This window comes from Ruegeria sp. C6 (assembly GCF_056537625.1).
The window spans coordinates 76,923-91,907 of record NZ_JBQFRW010000006.1; the positions used below are offsets into that span (position 1 = coordinate 76,923).

At 53.8% G+C, this 14,985-nt stretch carries 15 protein-coding genes; 2 read left to right on the plus strand and 13 right to left on the minus strand.

What is annotated here, in order from left to right; all coding sequences use genetic code 11:
• The 5 genes from ACR0MJ_RS17350 to ACR0MJ_RS17370 are packed head-to-tail and all read right to left on the minus strand — an operon-like array spanning position 1 to position 4,491.
• Positions 1-1,290, minus strand: coding sequence for a TRAP transporter large permease (locus ACR0MJ_RS17350; RefSeq protein WP_170398321.1), 1,290 nt, complete (start codon positions 1,288-1,290; stop codon positions 1-3).
• Entirely contained in the window at positions 1,291-1,878 is a 588-nt protein-coding gene (locus ACR0MJ_RS17355) for a TRAP transporter small permease (protein ID WP_170398319.1), read from the minus strand.
• Positions 1,879-1,931: 53 nt separating this feature from the next.
• The gene (locus tag ACR0MJ_RS17360; protein ID WP_170408253.1) at positions 1,932-2,447 is read right to left on the minus strand and encodes a flavin reductase family protein; all 516 of its coding nucleotides are present in this window, start codon (positions 2,445-2,447) and stop codon (positions 1,932-1,934) included.
• The gene (locus ACR0MJ_RS17365) at positions 2,447-3,337 is read right to left on the minus strand and encodes an aldo/keto reductase (protein WP_480761924.1); all 891 of its coding nucleotides are present in this window, start codon (positions 3,335-3,337) and stop codon (positions 2,447-2,449) included. The genes ACR0MJ_RS17360 and ACR0MJ_RS17365 overlap by 1 nt, the downstream gene beginning before the upstream one ends.
• Positions 3,337-4,491: an LLM class flavin-dependent oxidoreductase gene (locus ACR0MJ_RS17370; RefSeq protein ID WP_480761925.1), complete on the minus strand. Its 1,155-nt coding sequence runs from the start codon at positions 4,489-4,491 to the stop codon at positions 3,337-3,339. The genes ACR0MJ_RS17365 and ACR0MJ_RS17370 overlap by 1 nt, the downstream gene beginning before the upstream one ends.
• Positions 4,492-4,596: 105 nt before the next feature.
• On the opposite strand from ACR0MJ_RS17370, the gene ACR0MJ_RS17375 reads away from it, so the two are divergent.
• Entirely contained in the window at positions 4,597-5,307 is a 711-nt protein-coding gene (locus tag ACR0MJ_RS17375) for a GntR family transcriptional regulator (RefSeq protein ID WP_480761927.1), read from the plus strand.
• A gap of 12 nt (positions 5,308-5,319) precedes the next feature.
• Positions 5,320-6,420 (plus strand): Gfo/Idh/MocA family protein, encoded by a 1,101-nt coding sequence (locus tag ACR0MJ_RS17380; RefSeq protein ID WP_480761928.1) that lies wholly within the window; start codon positions 5,320-5,322, stop codon positions 6,418-6,420.
• 9 nt (positions 6,421-6,429) lie between these two features.
• On the opposite strand, the gene ACR0MJ_RS17385 is transcribed toward ACR0MJ_RS17380, so the two are convergent.
• The 8 genes from ACR0MJ_RS17385 to rfbF all read right to left on the minus strand — a co-directional run bounded on the left by ACR0MJ_RS17385 (position 6,430) and on the right by rfbF (position 14,638).
• Positions 6,430-8,286: an SLC13 family permease gene (locus ACR0MJ_RS17385; protein WP_170398548.1), complete on the minus strand. Its 1,857-nt coding sequence runs from the start codon at positions 8,284-8,286 to the stop codon at positions 6,430-6,432.
• Between the two features lie 131 nt (positions 8,287-8,417).
• A complete protein-coding gene (locus ACR0MJ_RS17390; protein WP_170408170.1) occupies positions 8,418-9,194 on the minus strand; it encodes a rhamnosyl O-methyltransferase in 777 nt (258 codons plus the stop codon).
• 1 nt (position 9,195) lies between these two features.
• Positions 9,196-9,942 (minus strand): formyltransferase family protein, encoded by a 747-nt coding sequence (locus ACR0MJ_RS17395; RefSeq protein ID WP_170408168.1) that lies wholly within the window; start codon positions 9,940-9,942, stop codon positions 9,196-9,198.
• Positions 9,939-11,069: a DegT/DnrJ/EryC1/StrS family aminotransferase gene (locus ACR0MJ_RS17400; RefSeq protein ID WP_480761931.1), complete on the minus strand. Its 1,131-nt coding sequence runs from the start codon at positions 11,067-11,069 to the stop codon at positions 9,939-9,941. Before ACR0MJ_RS17400 ends, ACR0MJ_RS17395 begins: the two co-directional genes overlap by 4 nt.
• Positions 11,057-12,280, minus strand: coding sequence for a class I SAM-dependent methyltransferase (locus ACR0MJ_RS17405; RefSeq protein WP_170408166.1), 1,224 nt, complete (start codon positions 12,278-12,280; stop codon positions 11,057-11,059). The genes ACR0MJ_RS17400 and ACR0MJ_RS17405 overlap by 13 nt, the downstream gene beginning before the upstream one ends.
• Positions 12,277-12,825 (minus strand): dTDP-4-dehydrorhamnose 3,5-epimerase, encoded by a 549-nt coding sequence (rfbC, locus tag ACR0MJ_RS17410; protein WP_480761933.1) that lies wholly within the window; start codon positions 12,823-12,825, stop codon positions 12,277-12,279. The genes ACR0MJ_RS17405 and rfbC overlap by 4 nt, the downstream gene beginning before the upstream one ends.
• Positions 12,825-13,889: a CDP-glucose 4,6-dehydratase gene (gene rfbG / locus ACR0MJ_RS17415; RefSeq protein ID WP_480761934.1), complete on the minus strand. Its 1,065-nt coding sequence runs from the start codon at positions 13,887-13,889 to the stop codon at positions 12,825-12,827. The genes rfbC and rfbG overlap by 1 nt, the downstream gene beginning before the upstream one ends.
• Positions 13,871-14,638 (minus strand): glucose-1-phosphate cytidylyltransferase, encoded by a 768-nt coding sequence (rfbF, locus tag ACR0MJ_RS17420; RefSeq protein WP_170408162.1) that lies wholly within the window; start codon positions 14,636-14,638, stop codon positions 13,871-13,873. The genes rfbG and rfbF overlap by 19 nt, the downstream gene beginning before the upstream one ends.
• Positions 14,639-14,985 lie beyond the last annotated feature (347 nt).

Consider the following 14,985-nt stretch of genomic DNA (forward strand, 5'->3'; position numbering starts at 1 on the left):
TCAGTTTGCAAATCCCGTTATCCTCGGGATCGTCATGGATAGTGCGGGGATGTATGTGATCAAGAAGATCACGATGATTTCGACCGCCAGAAACGGCAGGATTGCCTTGGCGATGGTTTCAACCCGTTCCCGAGACACGGCGGCGGCTACGAACAGCACCAGCCCCATGGGCGGGGTGGCCAGACCGACAGTCAGGTTGACGCTCATGATAATGGCAAAATGGATCGGGTCTACACCGAGGCTGGTGAAGATCGGACCGAGGATCGGGCCAAGGATGATAATAGCGGGGCCTGCATCCAGGAACATTCCGACGATGAACAGCAGCAGGTTGATCAGGAACAGCAGGATCAGCGGGTTTTCCGACAGGCTGAGGATTAGCGAGGCCAGCTGCTCCGGCGCATGGCTGAGGCTGACCACCGTCTTGAAGGCCATTGCCGCCCCGACCAACAACAGGACGACAGCGGAGGTCATACCTGCATTACTGAGCACCTCGGGGACTTCTTTCCACGTCAATGTGCGCAGGACGAAGAAACCGATGATAAAGGCATACCCTACGGCGACAGCGGCCGCTTCGGTCGGGGTAAAGATGCCACCCAGTATTCCGCCCAAGATGATCACAGGGGTCATCAGTGGGAAGAACGCTTTTAGGCTGGCCTGACGGCGTTCTGGCCAAGTATATTTACGGCTGGCGACCGGGAAGTCGTATCGATCCGCCATAAGCTTGATCATGAGCATCAAACCGACACCGACCATGACCCCAGGCACGATGCCAGCGAGAAAGAGTGCAGCCACACTTTCACCCATGACATAGGCATAGATGATCATGATGCCCGAGGGCGGGATGATCGGCCCGATCACCGAACTGGCTGCCGTGATCGCGGCGGCAAATTTGCGGGTATAGCCTTGCTTCTCCATCGCCGGGATCAGCATCGACCCAAGCGCCGAAGTATCAGCGACAGCGGACCCTGAAAGGCCCGCGAACAGGATCGAGCTGAGGACGTTCACATGCGCAAGGCCGCCCCGCAGGTGGCCCATCAGGGCCTGGCTGAACTCCACAAGTCGGATGGTGATGCCGCCCCGGTTCATCAGTTCTCCGGCCAGCATGAAGAAAGGGATCGCCATCAGCGGGAAGCTATCCATACCGTTATAGACATTGCGATAGAGCAGCGTAATGTCGTTGGTCTGACCGCTGAGCCATAGCAGAATGCCGGGCGCTGCCAGCAGTGCGAAAAAGACCGGCAGGCCGATCAGCAGGAAAATCAGGAAGGTGGGCAGGAACCAAATCAGCATTTATTCAGCCCCCACCGCAGCTTCGGGAATTTCAGGCAAAAGATGTGCTCCGCCCAACATGGTTACTATCGACCGCAAGATCAGTTCGATATTGACCGAGATCAGCAAGATGATCCCAACCAGCAGCGAGGCCATCATCCAACTGCGCGGAATACGGTACCATTCATCGAACCCGAAAGAGGTAGGCAGGTACAACGCCGCAGTGGCGAACCGGCCACCAAAGCCCGTAACCTCAGACCAGCCGATATTGACCGCAACCAGCAGCACGGCCAGCGAGATCAGCAGCAGGAACAAATTGAGCGATTGACCAAGCACGCGCGGCAGGAAACGTGCAAGCATATCGATGGCGACGAACCCTCCGCGACGGAAAGCTGTGGGGGCCATCAGGCCCGTCATCCAGAGCATGCAGAACCGGGCAGCCTCATCCGGCCATGGCAGGGCGTTGCCCAAGACATATCGGAAGAACACCTGAATCAGGATCGCGATAACCATAACTGCAATCGCAACAACACCGACCGCGCGGCCCAGACGCAGCACGGTTTCGTTCACGAATGCAATCGGCGTCAACGCCGATGCCAGTCCGCCCATGCGGATCCTCCCACTGTCAGCTGCGGGTTTGACCCGCAGTCTTCATATCGCGCTTAGCTCTGCGCGAATTGGCCGAGTTTTCCGGCAAAGAACGTCAGCGCGTCTCCATCCGCCATGCTGACTTTCAGAACTTTGCCCACCACGATCACATGATCGCCTGCATCGTGATAAGCGTGCTGCTCGCATTCGAACCGGGCAAGACTACCCGGCAACAACGGGGTGCCGTTTTCACAACGGTCATGTTCGATATCACGCAGCGCATGGGCGTCTTTTGAACAGCCAAAGCACAGCTCGGCCTGTTCAGCAGACAGAACGTGCACACTGAAGTGACGCGCCGCGTGAAAATAGCGGAACCGGCGCGAATTGCGGTCGCCCGCCCACATCACCAGCGGCGGATCCAGCGACAGGGACGAAAAGCTGTTGGCGGTAATGCAGATTGGCCCATCCTCACTGTCGCAGGTCACGACAGTAACTCCGGTGGCAAAACGGCCAAAAGCATCGCGCAGGGTTCGCGTGTCGTCCTTATGCGGGACGAATGTATGGTTCATATCGCGCGAGATTGCGTTCATCATGGCACCTCATGTCCCAGCGCCGCCTCATACAGGCGGTACCAGCTTTCACGATCTAGCTTGACCTTCAACGCATCCGAGGCGCGCTTGATGCGGCCCAGATTATTTGTGCCCAGAACAGGCAGTATGCTTGCTGGATGCGCGAGCAGGAAGGCAACGGCCACAGCGGCGCGATCCACCCCGAATTCTGCGGCGATCTCATCCGCTACAACGCCGACCGGTGGATTCCCGGCCATCAAAAGGCCTCCACCCAGTGGAGACCACGCCATAAGCGAGTGACCATGCTGTTGATGGAACGCCAGATCACCGTTGGTGAACGGGCTGATCTCGCCCAGAGATATCTCGATCTGATTGGTGACCAATTGGGTTTTCATCGCCGACTGCAGCAAAGACCAGTCCCAAGGGCGGAAATTAGACACACCAACCGCGCCGACCTTGCCACTGGCAACCACCTCATCCAGCGCTGCACCGGTTTCATGGTGATCCATCATTGGATCCGGGCGGTGGATCAGTAGCAAGTCGATGTGGTCGATCGCCATTTCCGACAGAGATGTATCGACCGATTTCAGAATATGCGCACGCGACGTGTCGTAATATTTGACCTTGGCCTCGGCATAACGCCCCATCGGTGCGACGATGTCACATTTGGTGACGATCTCCATTTTCTGGCGCAGACTGGGATTGGTGCGTAAGGCATTGCCCAGAACGGCTTCGGCCGCGTATCCGCCATAAATGTCGGCCTGATCGAAGGTAGTGATGCCCTGATCCAGACAGGCCTGAATCTTGGCCTCAACATGCGCAGTAGAGGTGTCACTGTCATCACCCAAGCGCCACATGCCATAGACTAGACGGCTCATTTCCAGCGTGTCAGATAGTTTCACACGTTGCATCAGCGACGAACTCCGTTGCCCAGCGGGGTTGCCGGGGTGGTTGCTGGCACGCGCCCGTAAGCTTCGGGAAGCGAGCAGGTTTTCAGGTTGGGCATCACACGGGCGCCAAAATGCTTGGCCTCGTCCATGTGCGGGTAGCCCGAGAAGATGAAGGCGCGGATGCCCATCTTCTGATACTCTTCGATTTTAGACATAACTTGATCGGTCGAACCGACCAGCGCAGCACCACAGCCCGACCGTGCGCGTCCGACGCCGGTCCACAGTCCAGGTTCGACATAGCCATATTCGTCGGCCAGATCGCGGTTCTTGGATTGATGCGCCACGCCCAAGGATGTCGCGTCCAGTGCCCGCTCGCGGATCGCACGACCATATTCGTCATCCAGTTTCGAGACGATGTAGTCGGCGTATTCCTGTGCCTCAGCCTCGGTATCGCGAACAATCATGTGGACGCGCAGACCGTAGTCCAGAGTACGATTGTAATTCTCGGCAACCGCATGAACGGCTTTCATCCGCTCGGCCAACTGATCCTTTGTTTCCGGCCACATCAGGTAGACATCGCAATGTTCACCGCACAGGTCCAAAGCAGACGGCGAGTAGCCGCCGAAATACAGCAGTGGGCCACCGGTCTGGTAAGGCCGAGCCGGGTCGGTGGTCAGGCCTGAAAAGTTATAGACCTCGCCCGCATGGTTGATTTCGTCCTGCGTCCAGGCCTGTTTCAGGATCTCGACCACTTCGCGCGAACGCTGATAGCGGTACGCACTGTCGGCTTTCTCGCCCGGGAAATCGGACGAGATGATGTTGACTGTCAGCCGCCCCTTTAGCATGTGGTCCAGCGTCGCGATGGTGCGGGCCAGCATGATGGGCTGCATTTCGCCACAGCGCACGGCGGCCAGCAGGTTGATGTTTTCGGTAATCGGCGCGCAACCTGCAACAAAGCTCAGGGTGTCCTGTCCGACCTGATAAGACGATGGGCACAAGATGTTGCGAAAGCCTTGCGCCTCGGCCTCTTTCACGATGCCTGAACAATGCTCCCAACTGGATCGCAGTTCACCATCGGGCACACCCAGAAACTGGTAGTCATCCGAGCAAAGCGCTGCAAACCACGAAACCTCGGCCGCATCCAGGTCGGGGGATGTGATGGGGACGATGGTCATTTGATTCACGCTCCGTACATCTTTGACTTTCCTCTTGCGTAGCAAGCGCATTGATGTAGATCAATAGTGTATCAATTTTTCCTGCGACCGAGTGAAGCGCCCTCAATGTCCTCCAGCAGCCGCAACCCCAACGCCCTGCCGATCTATGTCCAGATCTCAGAGCTTCTGATCCGCGATATAGCTGCGGGCCGTCTGATTGATGGTGAGCGTCTTCCACCTGAACGGGACATGGCTTCGAACCTAAATGTCTCGGTCGGGACCTTGCGAAAATCCCTCGCCGAGCTTGAGAAAAAAGGCATGTTGGAGCGTATTCAGGGTTCGGGCAACTACATCCGCGAGACCGGAACGCAGAACAGCGTCTATGCGATGTTCCGGCTGGAACTGCCCGAAGGCGGCGGGTTGCCGCGTGCCGATATTCTGTCAGTTGATCATCTCAAGAAGCCTGCGAAGCTGCCGAAGTTCGGCCTGTCTGATAGCGGTTCGCGCGTACGCCGGATGCGTTATCTGAATGACACAATCATCGCGGTCGAAGAAATCTGGCTGGACGAATCAGCCGGGACCATAGACCAGAACCTGCTGTCCGACTCGCTTTATCGCTATTACCAGCAACAACTTGGCTTCTGGATCACTCGGGCAGAGGATCGCGTTTCTGTCAGTGCCCTGCCCGACTGGACTCCTGAAGGCTTCACCAAACCTGCGGGCCAAGCCGCAGGGTATATCGAACGGTTCAGTTGGTCTGAGAAAGCTGAACCTATCGAGTTTTCAAAAACATGGTTTGATCCAGATCGAGCCACATACGTTCAACGCCTGAAATAAAAGGAACTGCGCATGACCCGGACCACCAATTACGGGCTGATCGGATGCGGCATGATGGGGCAGGAACACCTGCACAACATTGCTCTGCTTGAGGGCACACGAGTCGCCGCAATCTTCGAACCCGACCCGGAGATGGCGCATAAGGCGCAGGCGATTGCACCCGACGCGCAGATGGTGTCTTCCCTTCAGGACCTTCTGACGGTCAATGATCTGGACTGTCTGGTCATCGCCAGCCCCAACCACCTGCATGTTGATCAACTGGCCGAGATTGCGGAAACCCGCCCACTGCCACTGTTGATCGAGAAACCGTTGTTCACTGATCCCGCCGATCTTGCACGGCTTGAAGAGTTAGAGCGCAATTTTCCGCACCCGATCTGGGTCGCGATGGAATATCGCTATATGCCCCCGATCACGGCGCTGATCGATGAAGCAGCGACCGCAGGTGGTGGGATCAAGATGCTCACGATCCGCGAACACCGCTTTCCGTTTCTCGAAAAGGTCGGCAATTGGAACCGGTTCAACCGTAACACTGGCGGTACATTCGTCGAAAAATGTTGCCACTTCTTCGACCTCATGCGCCTGATCCTGCAATCAGACCCGGTTCGCGTTTCCGCAAGCGGTGGCCAAGCCGTCAATCATTTGGACGAAGTTTATGACGGCGATACTCCAGATATTCTGGACCACGGCTATGTCATTGTCGATTTTGCTTCGGGCGCGCGCGCGATGCTCGAGCTTTGCATGTTTGCCGAGGGTTCGCGGTATCAAGAAGAAATCTCGGCCATTGGGCGCGATGCCAAGATCGAAGCGCTTGTGCCCGGCCCGGGCCGCTTCTGGCCCGAACATTTGGGCGACGCGCCTGTGCCACAGCTGATCATCAGCCCTCGTGCACCGAAAGGCCCAATCCAGCTCGACATCCCCGTTGATCCCGAGTTGCTGGCGGCTGGCGACCACAATGGCTCGACTTATTATCAGCACAAAGGCTTTCTGGAGCTGGTCAGGGGCGAGCGCGCCAAACCCGAGGTCTCACTGCGTGATGGGATTTGGGCCGTGCGTATCGGCCTTGCCGCACAACAGGCGTCAGAGCAGGGCCAAACGATCAGCCTAGCTGGGTGATTAACAGGGTCAGAAAATCACATTCAGCATCAACAGTGAGACGATCAAGAAGATGATCGTCATGATCCCGCCCGAACGGACGAAATCGGTCACTTTGTACCCAGCTGGCCCCATGATCAGCGCATTCACCTGATGGGTCGGGATAATGAAACTGTTCGAGGTCGAAATCGCGACGGTTAATGCAAAGACCGCCGGGTTGGCACCCGCCGCAACCGCAATTGAAACCGCAAGGGGCACCAACAGAACCGTCGCGCCGACGTTTGACATGACCAGAGAAAATGCCGTCGCCAGAATGGCGACGCCCGCCTGTAGCGCCCAATTCGGCCATCCATCCAAGATGATCATGATCTGTTGCGCAATCCATGCCGCAGTCCCGGTATTCTGCACCGCCTGACCCAACGGGATCAGACACGCCAGCAGAAAGACCGTGTTCCATCCAACTGCTCGATACGCCTCGTCAACACTGAGCACCCGGGTCAACATCATTCCTGCGGCTCCGGTCAGCAAACAGAGCGACAACCGCACATCCGTGAACAGGATCAGTGACAATGAGATCAAGAAGAACAAGAGCGCCCAGCCTACCTTTTGCGGGCGCAATTCGTCCTGCGGGAAATCAGACGTGACCACAACAAAATCCGGATCACGCTTTATCCGCATCAGGTTGTCCCAGCGGGTATGAGCAACCAACATGTCGCCAGCCTTGAACTTCTCAAGCCCGATCTGGGTGGATTCATGCGTCTCAGTCTCGACATGACTCAGCGTCTCTTCACCCCTGTGGATGGCGAGCAAAGACATTCCGTAGGTTTTACGGAACAGCAATTCGCGAGGGCATTTGCCGATCAGCTTGCTGTCAGGCGTCACGACCACCTCTGCGACCCCAGCATTCGTGGGTGCGAACTCTTCGACAAACACATCCAGATCAGGCAGCACCGTCAGCCCATACTTTTCGGCAAACTCTTCGACAACCCAGCGCCGACCCACAATCGCCAATCGACAAGGCGCAGCAATCTCGGCTGTTAGCACCTGAACCATCGAGGTCTTGCCACGGTAAAAGGTCGAGATGATATAGAGATGATTTTCAAAGTTGATGTCGGCCAGTATCTGCCCGACCAGCGGGCTGTCGGCCGGAACCACAACCTCGAACACATCGGCCTTCAGCCCGTAGACCCGCTGAAGATATTCCTGAGTCCCGCGCCCGGTACCCGTACTCTCCGACCCTGAATCGCCCGGCAGCACCCAACGTCCCAGCAGCAGGAAATATGCGATCCCCGTCAGGATCAGCACCGCACCGATGGGGGTAACGGAAAACAATCCAAAGGGTTCCATCTTCTGGGCTTCGGGCAGCCCTTCGTTTGCAGTTTGGATCAGGTCATTCAACAGAATAAGCGGCGAGGACCCGACCATCGTCATTGTCCCCCCCAGAATGGCACAAAACCCCATGGGCATAAGCAAACGTGACAACGGAATACCCGATCGCGATGAGATACGGCTAACCACCGGTAGGAACAACGCCGCCGCCCCGACATTTTGCATGAATGATGAGATAACACCGACTGTGCCCGAAACGATCGGCAGCACTCGGTTTTCAGACTTACCACCATATTTCAAAATGACGGACGCGACCTTGTTCATTAGGCCCGTTTTATCCAAACCCGCACCTACGATCATGACCGCAATGATCGAAATCACGGCATTGGACGCAAACCCGTCAAACAGATGAGGAACATTTGCCAGATTTTCGAGACCCGGTGCATAACTCAGCAGACCCACAATGACCAACACCAGGATGGCCGAAAGATCGATCCTTACAATCTCGGACACAAACAAGAACACCGTGAAGGCCAAAAGCGCCGAGACCACACCCATTTCGTATGTAAACGCCAATTGCTCCACTGGGATCACCTGGTTCCAAAAGCAAATCTAATAGGCACTTCTAGGCAATCAGCGCGGGCCTGTCATGGACTTTGTCTGTTTGGTCGAAATCCACCGTGACAAAACTACCGGCGTCGTAAGAAGCCGTCCGGTGCCACCGAAATTTGCAGCTTGTGATCGATACTCTTGTCGATCTCGAAATCAGGATTGACTTTCAACCAATCATGAACTGCAGTCTTTGGGTTGTCTCCAGGTCCCCATGGACGATCAGTGAACTTAGTGGGAGGCATATCCTCAACGATTGTATCGAACACAATGCAATAGCTACCCGAAGAAACAAGCGGGGCATACGCATTTAACTCGGCAAGCACATGATCGTGTGTATGATTGCTGTCGAGACAAACAAGTACCTTTTGGTAATCTTCAGCAGCAGTTCGAACCTGGTCCACAATGTCTTCGTCAATAGATGAGCCTTGAATCATCTCGATTCTGGAGGCCATCGGATGCTCTTCTATGGCTGCACGATTGTGGGCGCGAATATCAATGTCAATGCCAAGCACTTTGCGTTTGGGACTAGCGGGGTCAAGCGTCTTGCCCGCTTCTACGGCGTCGCAATACTCTAACATCGCGAGAAGTGAGGCCGAGTAAATCAGTGATCCGCCATGTGCGATGCCCGTCTCGATAATCAGATCAGGCCTGACGTTCCAGACGATTTCCTGCAAGGCAACAATGTCCTGAGGATATTGGATTATCGGTCTGCCAAACCAATCAAAGTGATAGGAGTATTTATGCGAGTTCGCTTGCTCGAACCATTGCCTGGTAAGGTCCGAGAAGTCGGTATCTGCGCCTGCCCTGGCGATTTCTATTTCACATTCTAATTTGAATTTTTTGTGTGGATCCATGTTACTTTCTCGTTATTTCAATTCGAACCTCGAAGGCTTCGTCCCCGTCTTGGAAACTGCAAGCTGGATGTCCAGGAAAGGTTCGGGCTCGTAGAAGATTCAAAAGGGCCCGAGTGGTTGTTGTTTCATTTAGATCAAGCTTACTCGCTGGTTCTAGTTCCGAAGCGAGGTGAAATGAGCCCACATTTCGTTCTTGTTCGATTGCAGGTAGCTGACCAGCACGAACTGCTTCCCAAGATCTGCAAACCAGACCGACCATTTCAACTTGGGCCTTTTCATAGAGCGTACCGCCGGTATCGGTCCACCCATATGGTATTGACGATTGAGCAATGATTGGACCGTCATCAATTCCGGGAGTGACTCCGTGCAAAGAAACTCCGAAGGGTGCTTCTTCCACGATTGCCCAGAAATTGTAGTGCTTTCCTCTGTTGTACGGCAGAAAGCTAGGATGAGTATTCAGGAATCCCCTACGGGCCCTAGACAGCAAATTTCCACTTACCAAATGCGGCCACCATGCCAAAAGACCGAGATCGAACTCATCAGCTCCAAGCCACTCTAGTAGCTCGTCCTCGCCTAGGAAGGTGGTAGTGTTGATTCCACAACTACTTGCAACATTAGAGATTTTGTTTTTATCGGTCGTGATAATAGCGGCAATGTCGTCGAGGTAATATCGAGTTAAGTGCTTGGCGATACGATACCCTACCTCGCCATCGGCCATCAAAAGAGTTTTGCAGGTTGCTAGTTTCATTGTGTACCCGAGCACTGGATGGTTCTAGAGATCACACTAACGACTCTCTCAATCTGCTCATGGTTTATATCGTGATAGCTCGGCAAATTTATCGCACGGCAAGGGATATCCCATGCATGAATATTCTCAGAACAATCTGAGAACATTTCAAGCGAACTCAGGGGCCAGAAAAACACCCGAGCATCAATGTTGGCTTCAGCAAACGCGGCCTGCAATATCTCGCGAGTGACCCCAGTTTCTTTTGTAAAAACGACAGTCGGCATCCATGCGCCATTTATGCCATCGGATGGTTCTGGATTTAGTGAAATGCCTGTTTCATTTATTAACCTTGTCTTGTAGCCCGCCAGAATTTCCTTCTTTCGCGCCGTAAGCTCGTCGATGCGCTGAAGCTGGGCACAACCGATCGCTGCCTGAATATTGGACATCTTATACTTGAAGCCAATCATATCGGCCCAGAACTGGCGGCTTTGCCCTCGCACGCGCCCATGATTAGACAGCGTCAGAACCTTTTCGAACAGCTTTGTGTCATTGGTTGCGAATAACCCGCCCTCGCCGGTTGTCAGGGTCTTGGTGCCATGGAATGAGAACGTGGAAAACAAACCCATCGAACCAGCTTTTTTTTCCAACCACTCCGATCCGATCGCCTCTGCTGCATCTTCGATCACTGGAATTCCATAACGCTCACCAAGCGCCAACAAGGCCGTCATGTCTGCCAGATTACCATAAAGATGCGTCGCGATAATGGCTCTAGTACGAGGGGTAATTGCCGCATCAGCCCGTTCAGGATCGATGCACCATGTGACCGGGTCAATATCAACGAAGACCGGGCTTGCACCCAGATGCTTCACTGGAGCCACTGTGGCAATCCAATTGGTGTCGGCCAGAATTACTTCGTCGCCAGGTCCAATACCTAGCGCAGCAAGGCCCATATGCATCGCACCCGTACAGCTAGAGGTGGCGATGGTGTGTTCCACACCAAGATATTTCCCAAACTCGTTTTCGAACCGATCAATATACTCATAGCATTGGGCACCCCATCCATGCCGCGCTGCATCTGCAGCGTATTCGACCTCAAGTTCAGTAATTGATGGCTTTGTATATGGTATCCGATTGGTCATCTGATGCATAACTCAGGCACAAATGTCACGAAGGCTGAACCTGCATCAGCCAAATCCGCCAACTGAGCGGTAATTTCACCCGCGATATTCCATGGCAGTATTAAGATGTAGTCAGGCCGGCTGTCGTTCAGCTCTTGGGGCGGGCGGATGGGAATATGGCTACCCGGCAGGAACTTGCCTTGCTTGGATGGAGCCGCGTCCGATACGAATTGAATCAGGTCTCTGCCGACGCCTGCAAAGTTAAGCAACGTATTGCCTTTTGCGGCCGCTCCATACGCGCTGACGGTCTTGCCGCTACGCTTGGCCTCCAGTAGGAAAGAAAGTGCCATGTCCTTAACCGTTTCTACGCGAGATTGGAAAGCAATGTATGGTTCCTGGGTCTCTAGACCCGCGGCTTGTTCCTTAGCCAAAACGCTTGCAACCGAGTCGGTTAGAAGATGTGACGCATCATGCAAACATCCGTATACTCGCAGGCTGCCACCGTGGGTTGGGAGTTCTTCGACATCGAAGATACGCAATCCCGCCATTTCAAAAATCCGCCGCGCCGCGCCTAACGAAAGATACGAGAAGTGCTCATGATACACAGTATCAAATTGACATTCATCTAGAAGCCGGAGCAAATGAGGGAATTCCAGAGTAACAACACCCTCTGAATTCAACACTGTTGCCAACCCAAGAGCAAAGTCATTGATGTCGGGCACATGTGCAAATACATTGTTGCCGCACACAAGATCAGCCTTGTGGCCTTGGGCTACCAGTTGCTGCGCCAGCGTTTCACCGAAGAAGGCCCGCATTACTGGAATGCCAATGCGTTCCGCAACTTCTGCCGTGGCATCAGTAGGCTCGATACCCAGGCAAGGTATTCCTGCCTGCACGAAATTCTTCAGCAAGTAACCATCGTTGGAGGCAACTTCGATCACATAAGAGTCAGCACCCAGATTTAGCCTTTGGGTGATTGTGCTTGCATACTCAGCGGCATGCGAAACCCAGGACTGTGAAGTCGATGAAAAATATGCGTAATCCGCGCGAAAAATCTCATCTGCTCTGGCGTAATCTTCTGTTTGGACCAGCCAACACTGTTCACACACACGTAACCGCAAAGGAAAGGTGACTTCAGGTGCATGCAGATCGGCCTGCGTAAGATAGGCATTGGAAGGTGGTGCAAACCCGAGGTCAAGAAAGGCCGGGCCGAGCGGATGATAGCAGTGACGGCATTTCATGACTCTAGCGGCTCCAGTTCGGCAAGTTGTGGCAGAGCACGATCTCTAGGTGAGATCACAGTTTTTGACAACGGCCAGCCGATACCAATCTCAGGATCGTCGAAATGGACTCCACCGCTGTACTCAGGACTGAAGGGAATCGAGTGCAAGTACACCATCTCGACATCATCTGTCATGGTCTGGAAACCATGGGCAAATCCCTCCGGAATGTACAACGCAACGCGGTTGTCTGCGCTGAGCTCCTGAGCGATCCAATGTCCAAAGGTCTCTGATCCGGATCTCAAATCAACGGCAACATCAAAAATCGCGCCCTGCACGACGCGCACAACCTTTGCCTCTGCAGCCGGGGCTCGTTGAAAGTGAAGCCCCCTGATTGTGCCCATATGCCGAGTATAAGAAGTGTTAATCTGTGCGATTTCCGAGAACAAGTGTCGCGACTGAAACTCTTCGCTACAAAAAGAACGCGCAAAAAAACCGCGATCATCCTCAATACGATTTAAGTCGATACGCAGCACATCACTGATCATCATCGGTTCGAATTTCATCACTCGGCCTTTTCGAACTCTTCAATATCAGCATCTACTAGGGTTTTTGCATCGACGCCTGAGCTGAATTGCCGATACCAATCGACTGTGCGGGTTACTGCCTGGTCAAAGTTCCAGCGAGGCGCCCACCCCAGCAGGGAATTCGCCTTGTCTATTGACAGTGTCAAGCGGCCAGCCTCGTGTGGTGCATTTGTTTCGCTTTGATATCTGACCTCACCCGGCCAAGCGTTCAAGCTGGTTGATACCAAATCTTGAACGGGACGTTGATCGGAAACCACAGGACCGAAATTAAAGGCAGTTTCCAAATCACTACGACCATCAAGCAAACCATCAGCCAGATCCATGTATCCCTTCAAAGGTTCCAGAACATGCTGCCAAGGTCTTATCGCGTGCCGGTTGCGCACGACCAAAGCTTGACCATCTCCAAACGCGCGGGCCAAATCGGGCAAGATGCGGTCTTCGGCCCAATCCCCGCCACCAATTACGTTACCCGCTCTGGCCGTCGCAACTCGAACTGGCGAACCCGAAAAAAACGATGATCGGTAGCTTGCAATAGCAATTTCCGCTGCCGCTTTACTGGCGCTATAAGCATCATGACCACCAAGCTGGTCATCCTCGAAGTAGGGCGCATTCTGTTCAAGATTCTTATAAACTTTGTCGGTAGTGACGATCACGACCGCAGTGGGCTTGTTTCTCTCTCGCAAGGCATCAAGAACGTTCACCGTCCCCATCACATTAACATCCATCGTGCCTTGCGGTTCGCGATAGGATCGGCGGACAAGTGATTGGGCTGCGAGGTGAAACACAATGTCGGGATCAGCATCGGCAACACGTGCGTTGACATTCGCCGAATTGCGGATATCGCAAATCGAGTGATCCATACGCTCGGCCAACTCGAGCTCATCAAAAAGACAGGGTGAATCTTCGGGCGCCAATGAAAGACCAAAGACTTTGGCACCGCGCGATAGCAGCCAATGCGACAACCAGGCGCCTTTGAATCCTGTGTGTCCCGTGAGCAGGACACGGCGTCCCTTCCAGTCGGTCGTCACCTCCAGACTCTCCACGGCGGCTTCCCACTAGCCCAAAGATCTTCCAGAAAGTTCTTGTCTCTCAGCGTATCCATAGCCGACCAGAAACCATTATGTTTATAGACTGCCAGTTGTTTGTCAGCCGCCAGCGCCTCCATTGGTTCACGCTCCCAAAGCGTGTCATCACCGTCAATACGATCCAGAACGGACGGCTCACATACGAAGAAACCACCAGATACCCATTGTCCGTCACCTTTCGGTTTCTCTAAGAAACTTTTGACCCGCGCACCTTCGACCTGAATTGAGCCGAAGCGTCCGGCCGGTTGAACAGCGGTCACGGTAGCCTCCACACCTTCTGCCTCGTGGAATGCTATAAGTTCGCTGATATCAATGTCGCTAACCCCATCTCCGTAAGTAAGCAGGAACCGATCGTCCAGATGCTCGCGCACACGCACGATTCTTCCACCCGTTTGTGTCATCTCTCCCGTATCAACAAGTGTGACACGCCAAGGTTCCGCATGGCGTTGATGTACCTCCATCCGATTTTCCTGAATATCGATCGTGATGTCCGACATATGCAAAAAATAGTTTGCGAAATACTCTTTGATTATGAATCCCTTGTAGCCGCAACATATTACGAAGTCGGTTATCCCATAAGCTCCGTAAATCTTCATTATGTGCCACAGTAGTGGACGGCCACCGATCTCAATCATCGGTTTAGGCTTCAAGTGAGATTCCTCACTAATCCGGGTACCGAGTCCACCGGCAAGCAAAACAGCTTTCATCTAGTTCCTAAGACCTTCTGTAATTTTTGCTATGACGCGCCGACTTGCGCAAAGTTATACCAACTAGCCGCCCTATGCTTCCCTAAAACCGCATAGCTTTATACCCAGCATTCATCCAGTAGCGGCGCACTGTTCGATCGCCTAAGCCTAACCCCACAATCACATCTTTTTACTACAAGCGAGACGAGTCCAAACAAAGGAAGCTTGCACGCCCCAACCGCTCGCCAACGGTAAATTCGAGAACTCTAAACCAGTTTCCAACTACAAATGCAACTGAGCCGGGATGTTGGATTAAGTCATGAAATATACCGTGAAGCCGCTGCTTCAATTCGTTGAAAAGCGTTACA

Bases quoted from the DNA above. Each gene is read 5' to 3' on its own strand.
- ACR0MJ_RS17350 (WP_170398321.1), bottom strand. From the start codon at position 1,290: ATGCTGATTTGGTTCCTGCCCACCTTCCTGATTTTCCTGCTGATCGGC.
- ACR0MJ_RS17355 (WP_170398319.1), bottom strand. From the start codon at position 1,878: ATGGGCGGACTGGCATCGGCGTTGACGCCGATTGCATTCGTGAACGAA.
- ACR0MJ_RS17360 (WP_170408253.1), bottom strand. From the start codon at position 2,447: ATGAACGCAATCTCGCGCGATATGAACCATACATTCGTCCCGCATAAG.
- ACR0MJ_RS17365 (WP_480761924.1), bottom strand. From the start codon at position 3,337: ATGCAACGTGTGAAACTATCTGACACGCTGGAAATGAGCCGTCTAGTC.
- ACR0MJ_RS17370 (WP_480761925.1), bottom strand. From the start codon at position 4,491: ATGACCATCGTCCCCATCACATCCCCCGACCTGGATGCGGCCGAGGTT.
- ACR0MJ_RS17375 (WP_480761927.1), top strand. From the start codon at position 4,597: ATGTCCTCCAGCAGCCGCAACCCCAACGCCCTGCCGATCTATGTCCAG.
- ACR0MJ_RS17380 (WP_480761928.1), top strand. From the start codon at position 5,320: ATGACCCGGACCACCAATTACGGGCTGATCGGATGCGGCATGATGGGG.
- ACR0MJ_RS17385 (WP_170398548.1), bottom strand. From the start codon at position 8,286: ATGGGTGTGGTCTCGGCGCTTTTGGCCTTCACGGTGTTCTTGTTTGTG.
- ACR0MJ_RS17390 (WP_170408170.1), bottom strand. From the start codon at position 9,194: ATGGATCCACACAAAAAATTCAAATTAGAATGTGAAATAGAAATCGCC.
- ACR0MJ_RS17395 (WP_170408168.1), bottom strand. From the start codon at position 9,942: ATGAAACTAGCAACCTGCAAAACTCTTTTGATGGCCGATGGCGAGGTA.
- ACR0MJ_RS17400 (WP_480761931.1), bottom strand. From the start codon at position 11,069: ATGCATCAGATGACCAATCGGATACCATATACAAAGCCATCAATTACT.
- ACR0MJ_RS17405 (WP_170408166.1), bottom strand. From the start codon at position 12,280: ATGAAATGCCGTCACTGCTATCATCCGCTCGGCCCGGCCTTTCTTGAC.
- rfbC (WP_480761933.1), bottom strand. From the start codon at position 12,825: ATGAAATTCGAACCGATGATGATCAGTGATGTGCTGCGTATCGACTTA.
- rfbF (WP_170408162.1), bottom strand. From the start codon at position 14,638: ATGAAAGCTGTTTTGCTTGCCGGTGGACTCGGTACCCGGATTAGTGAG.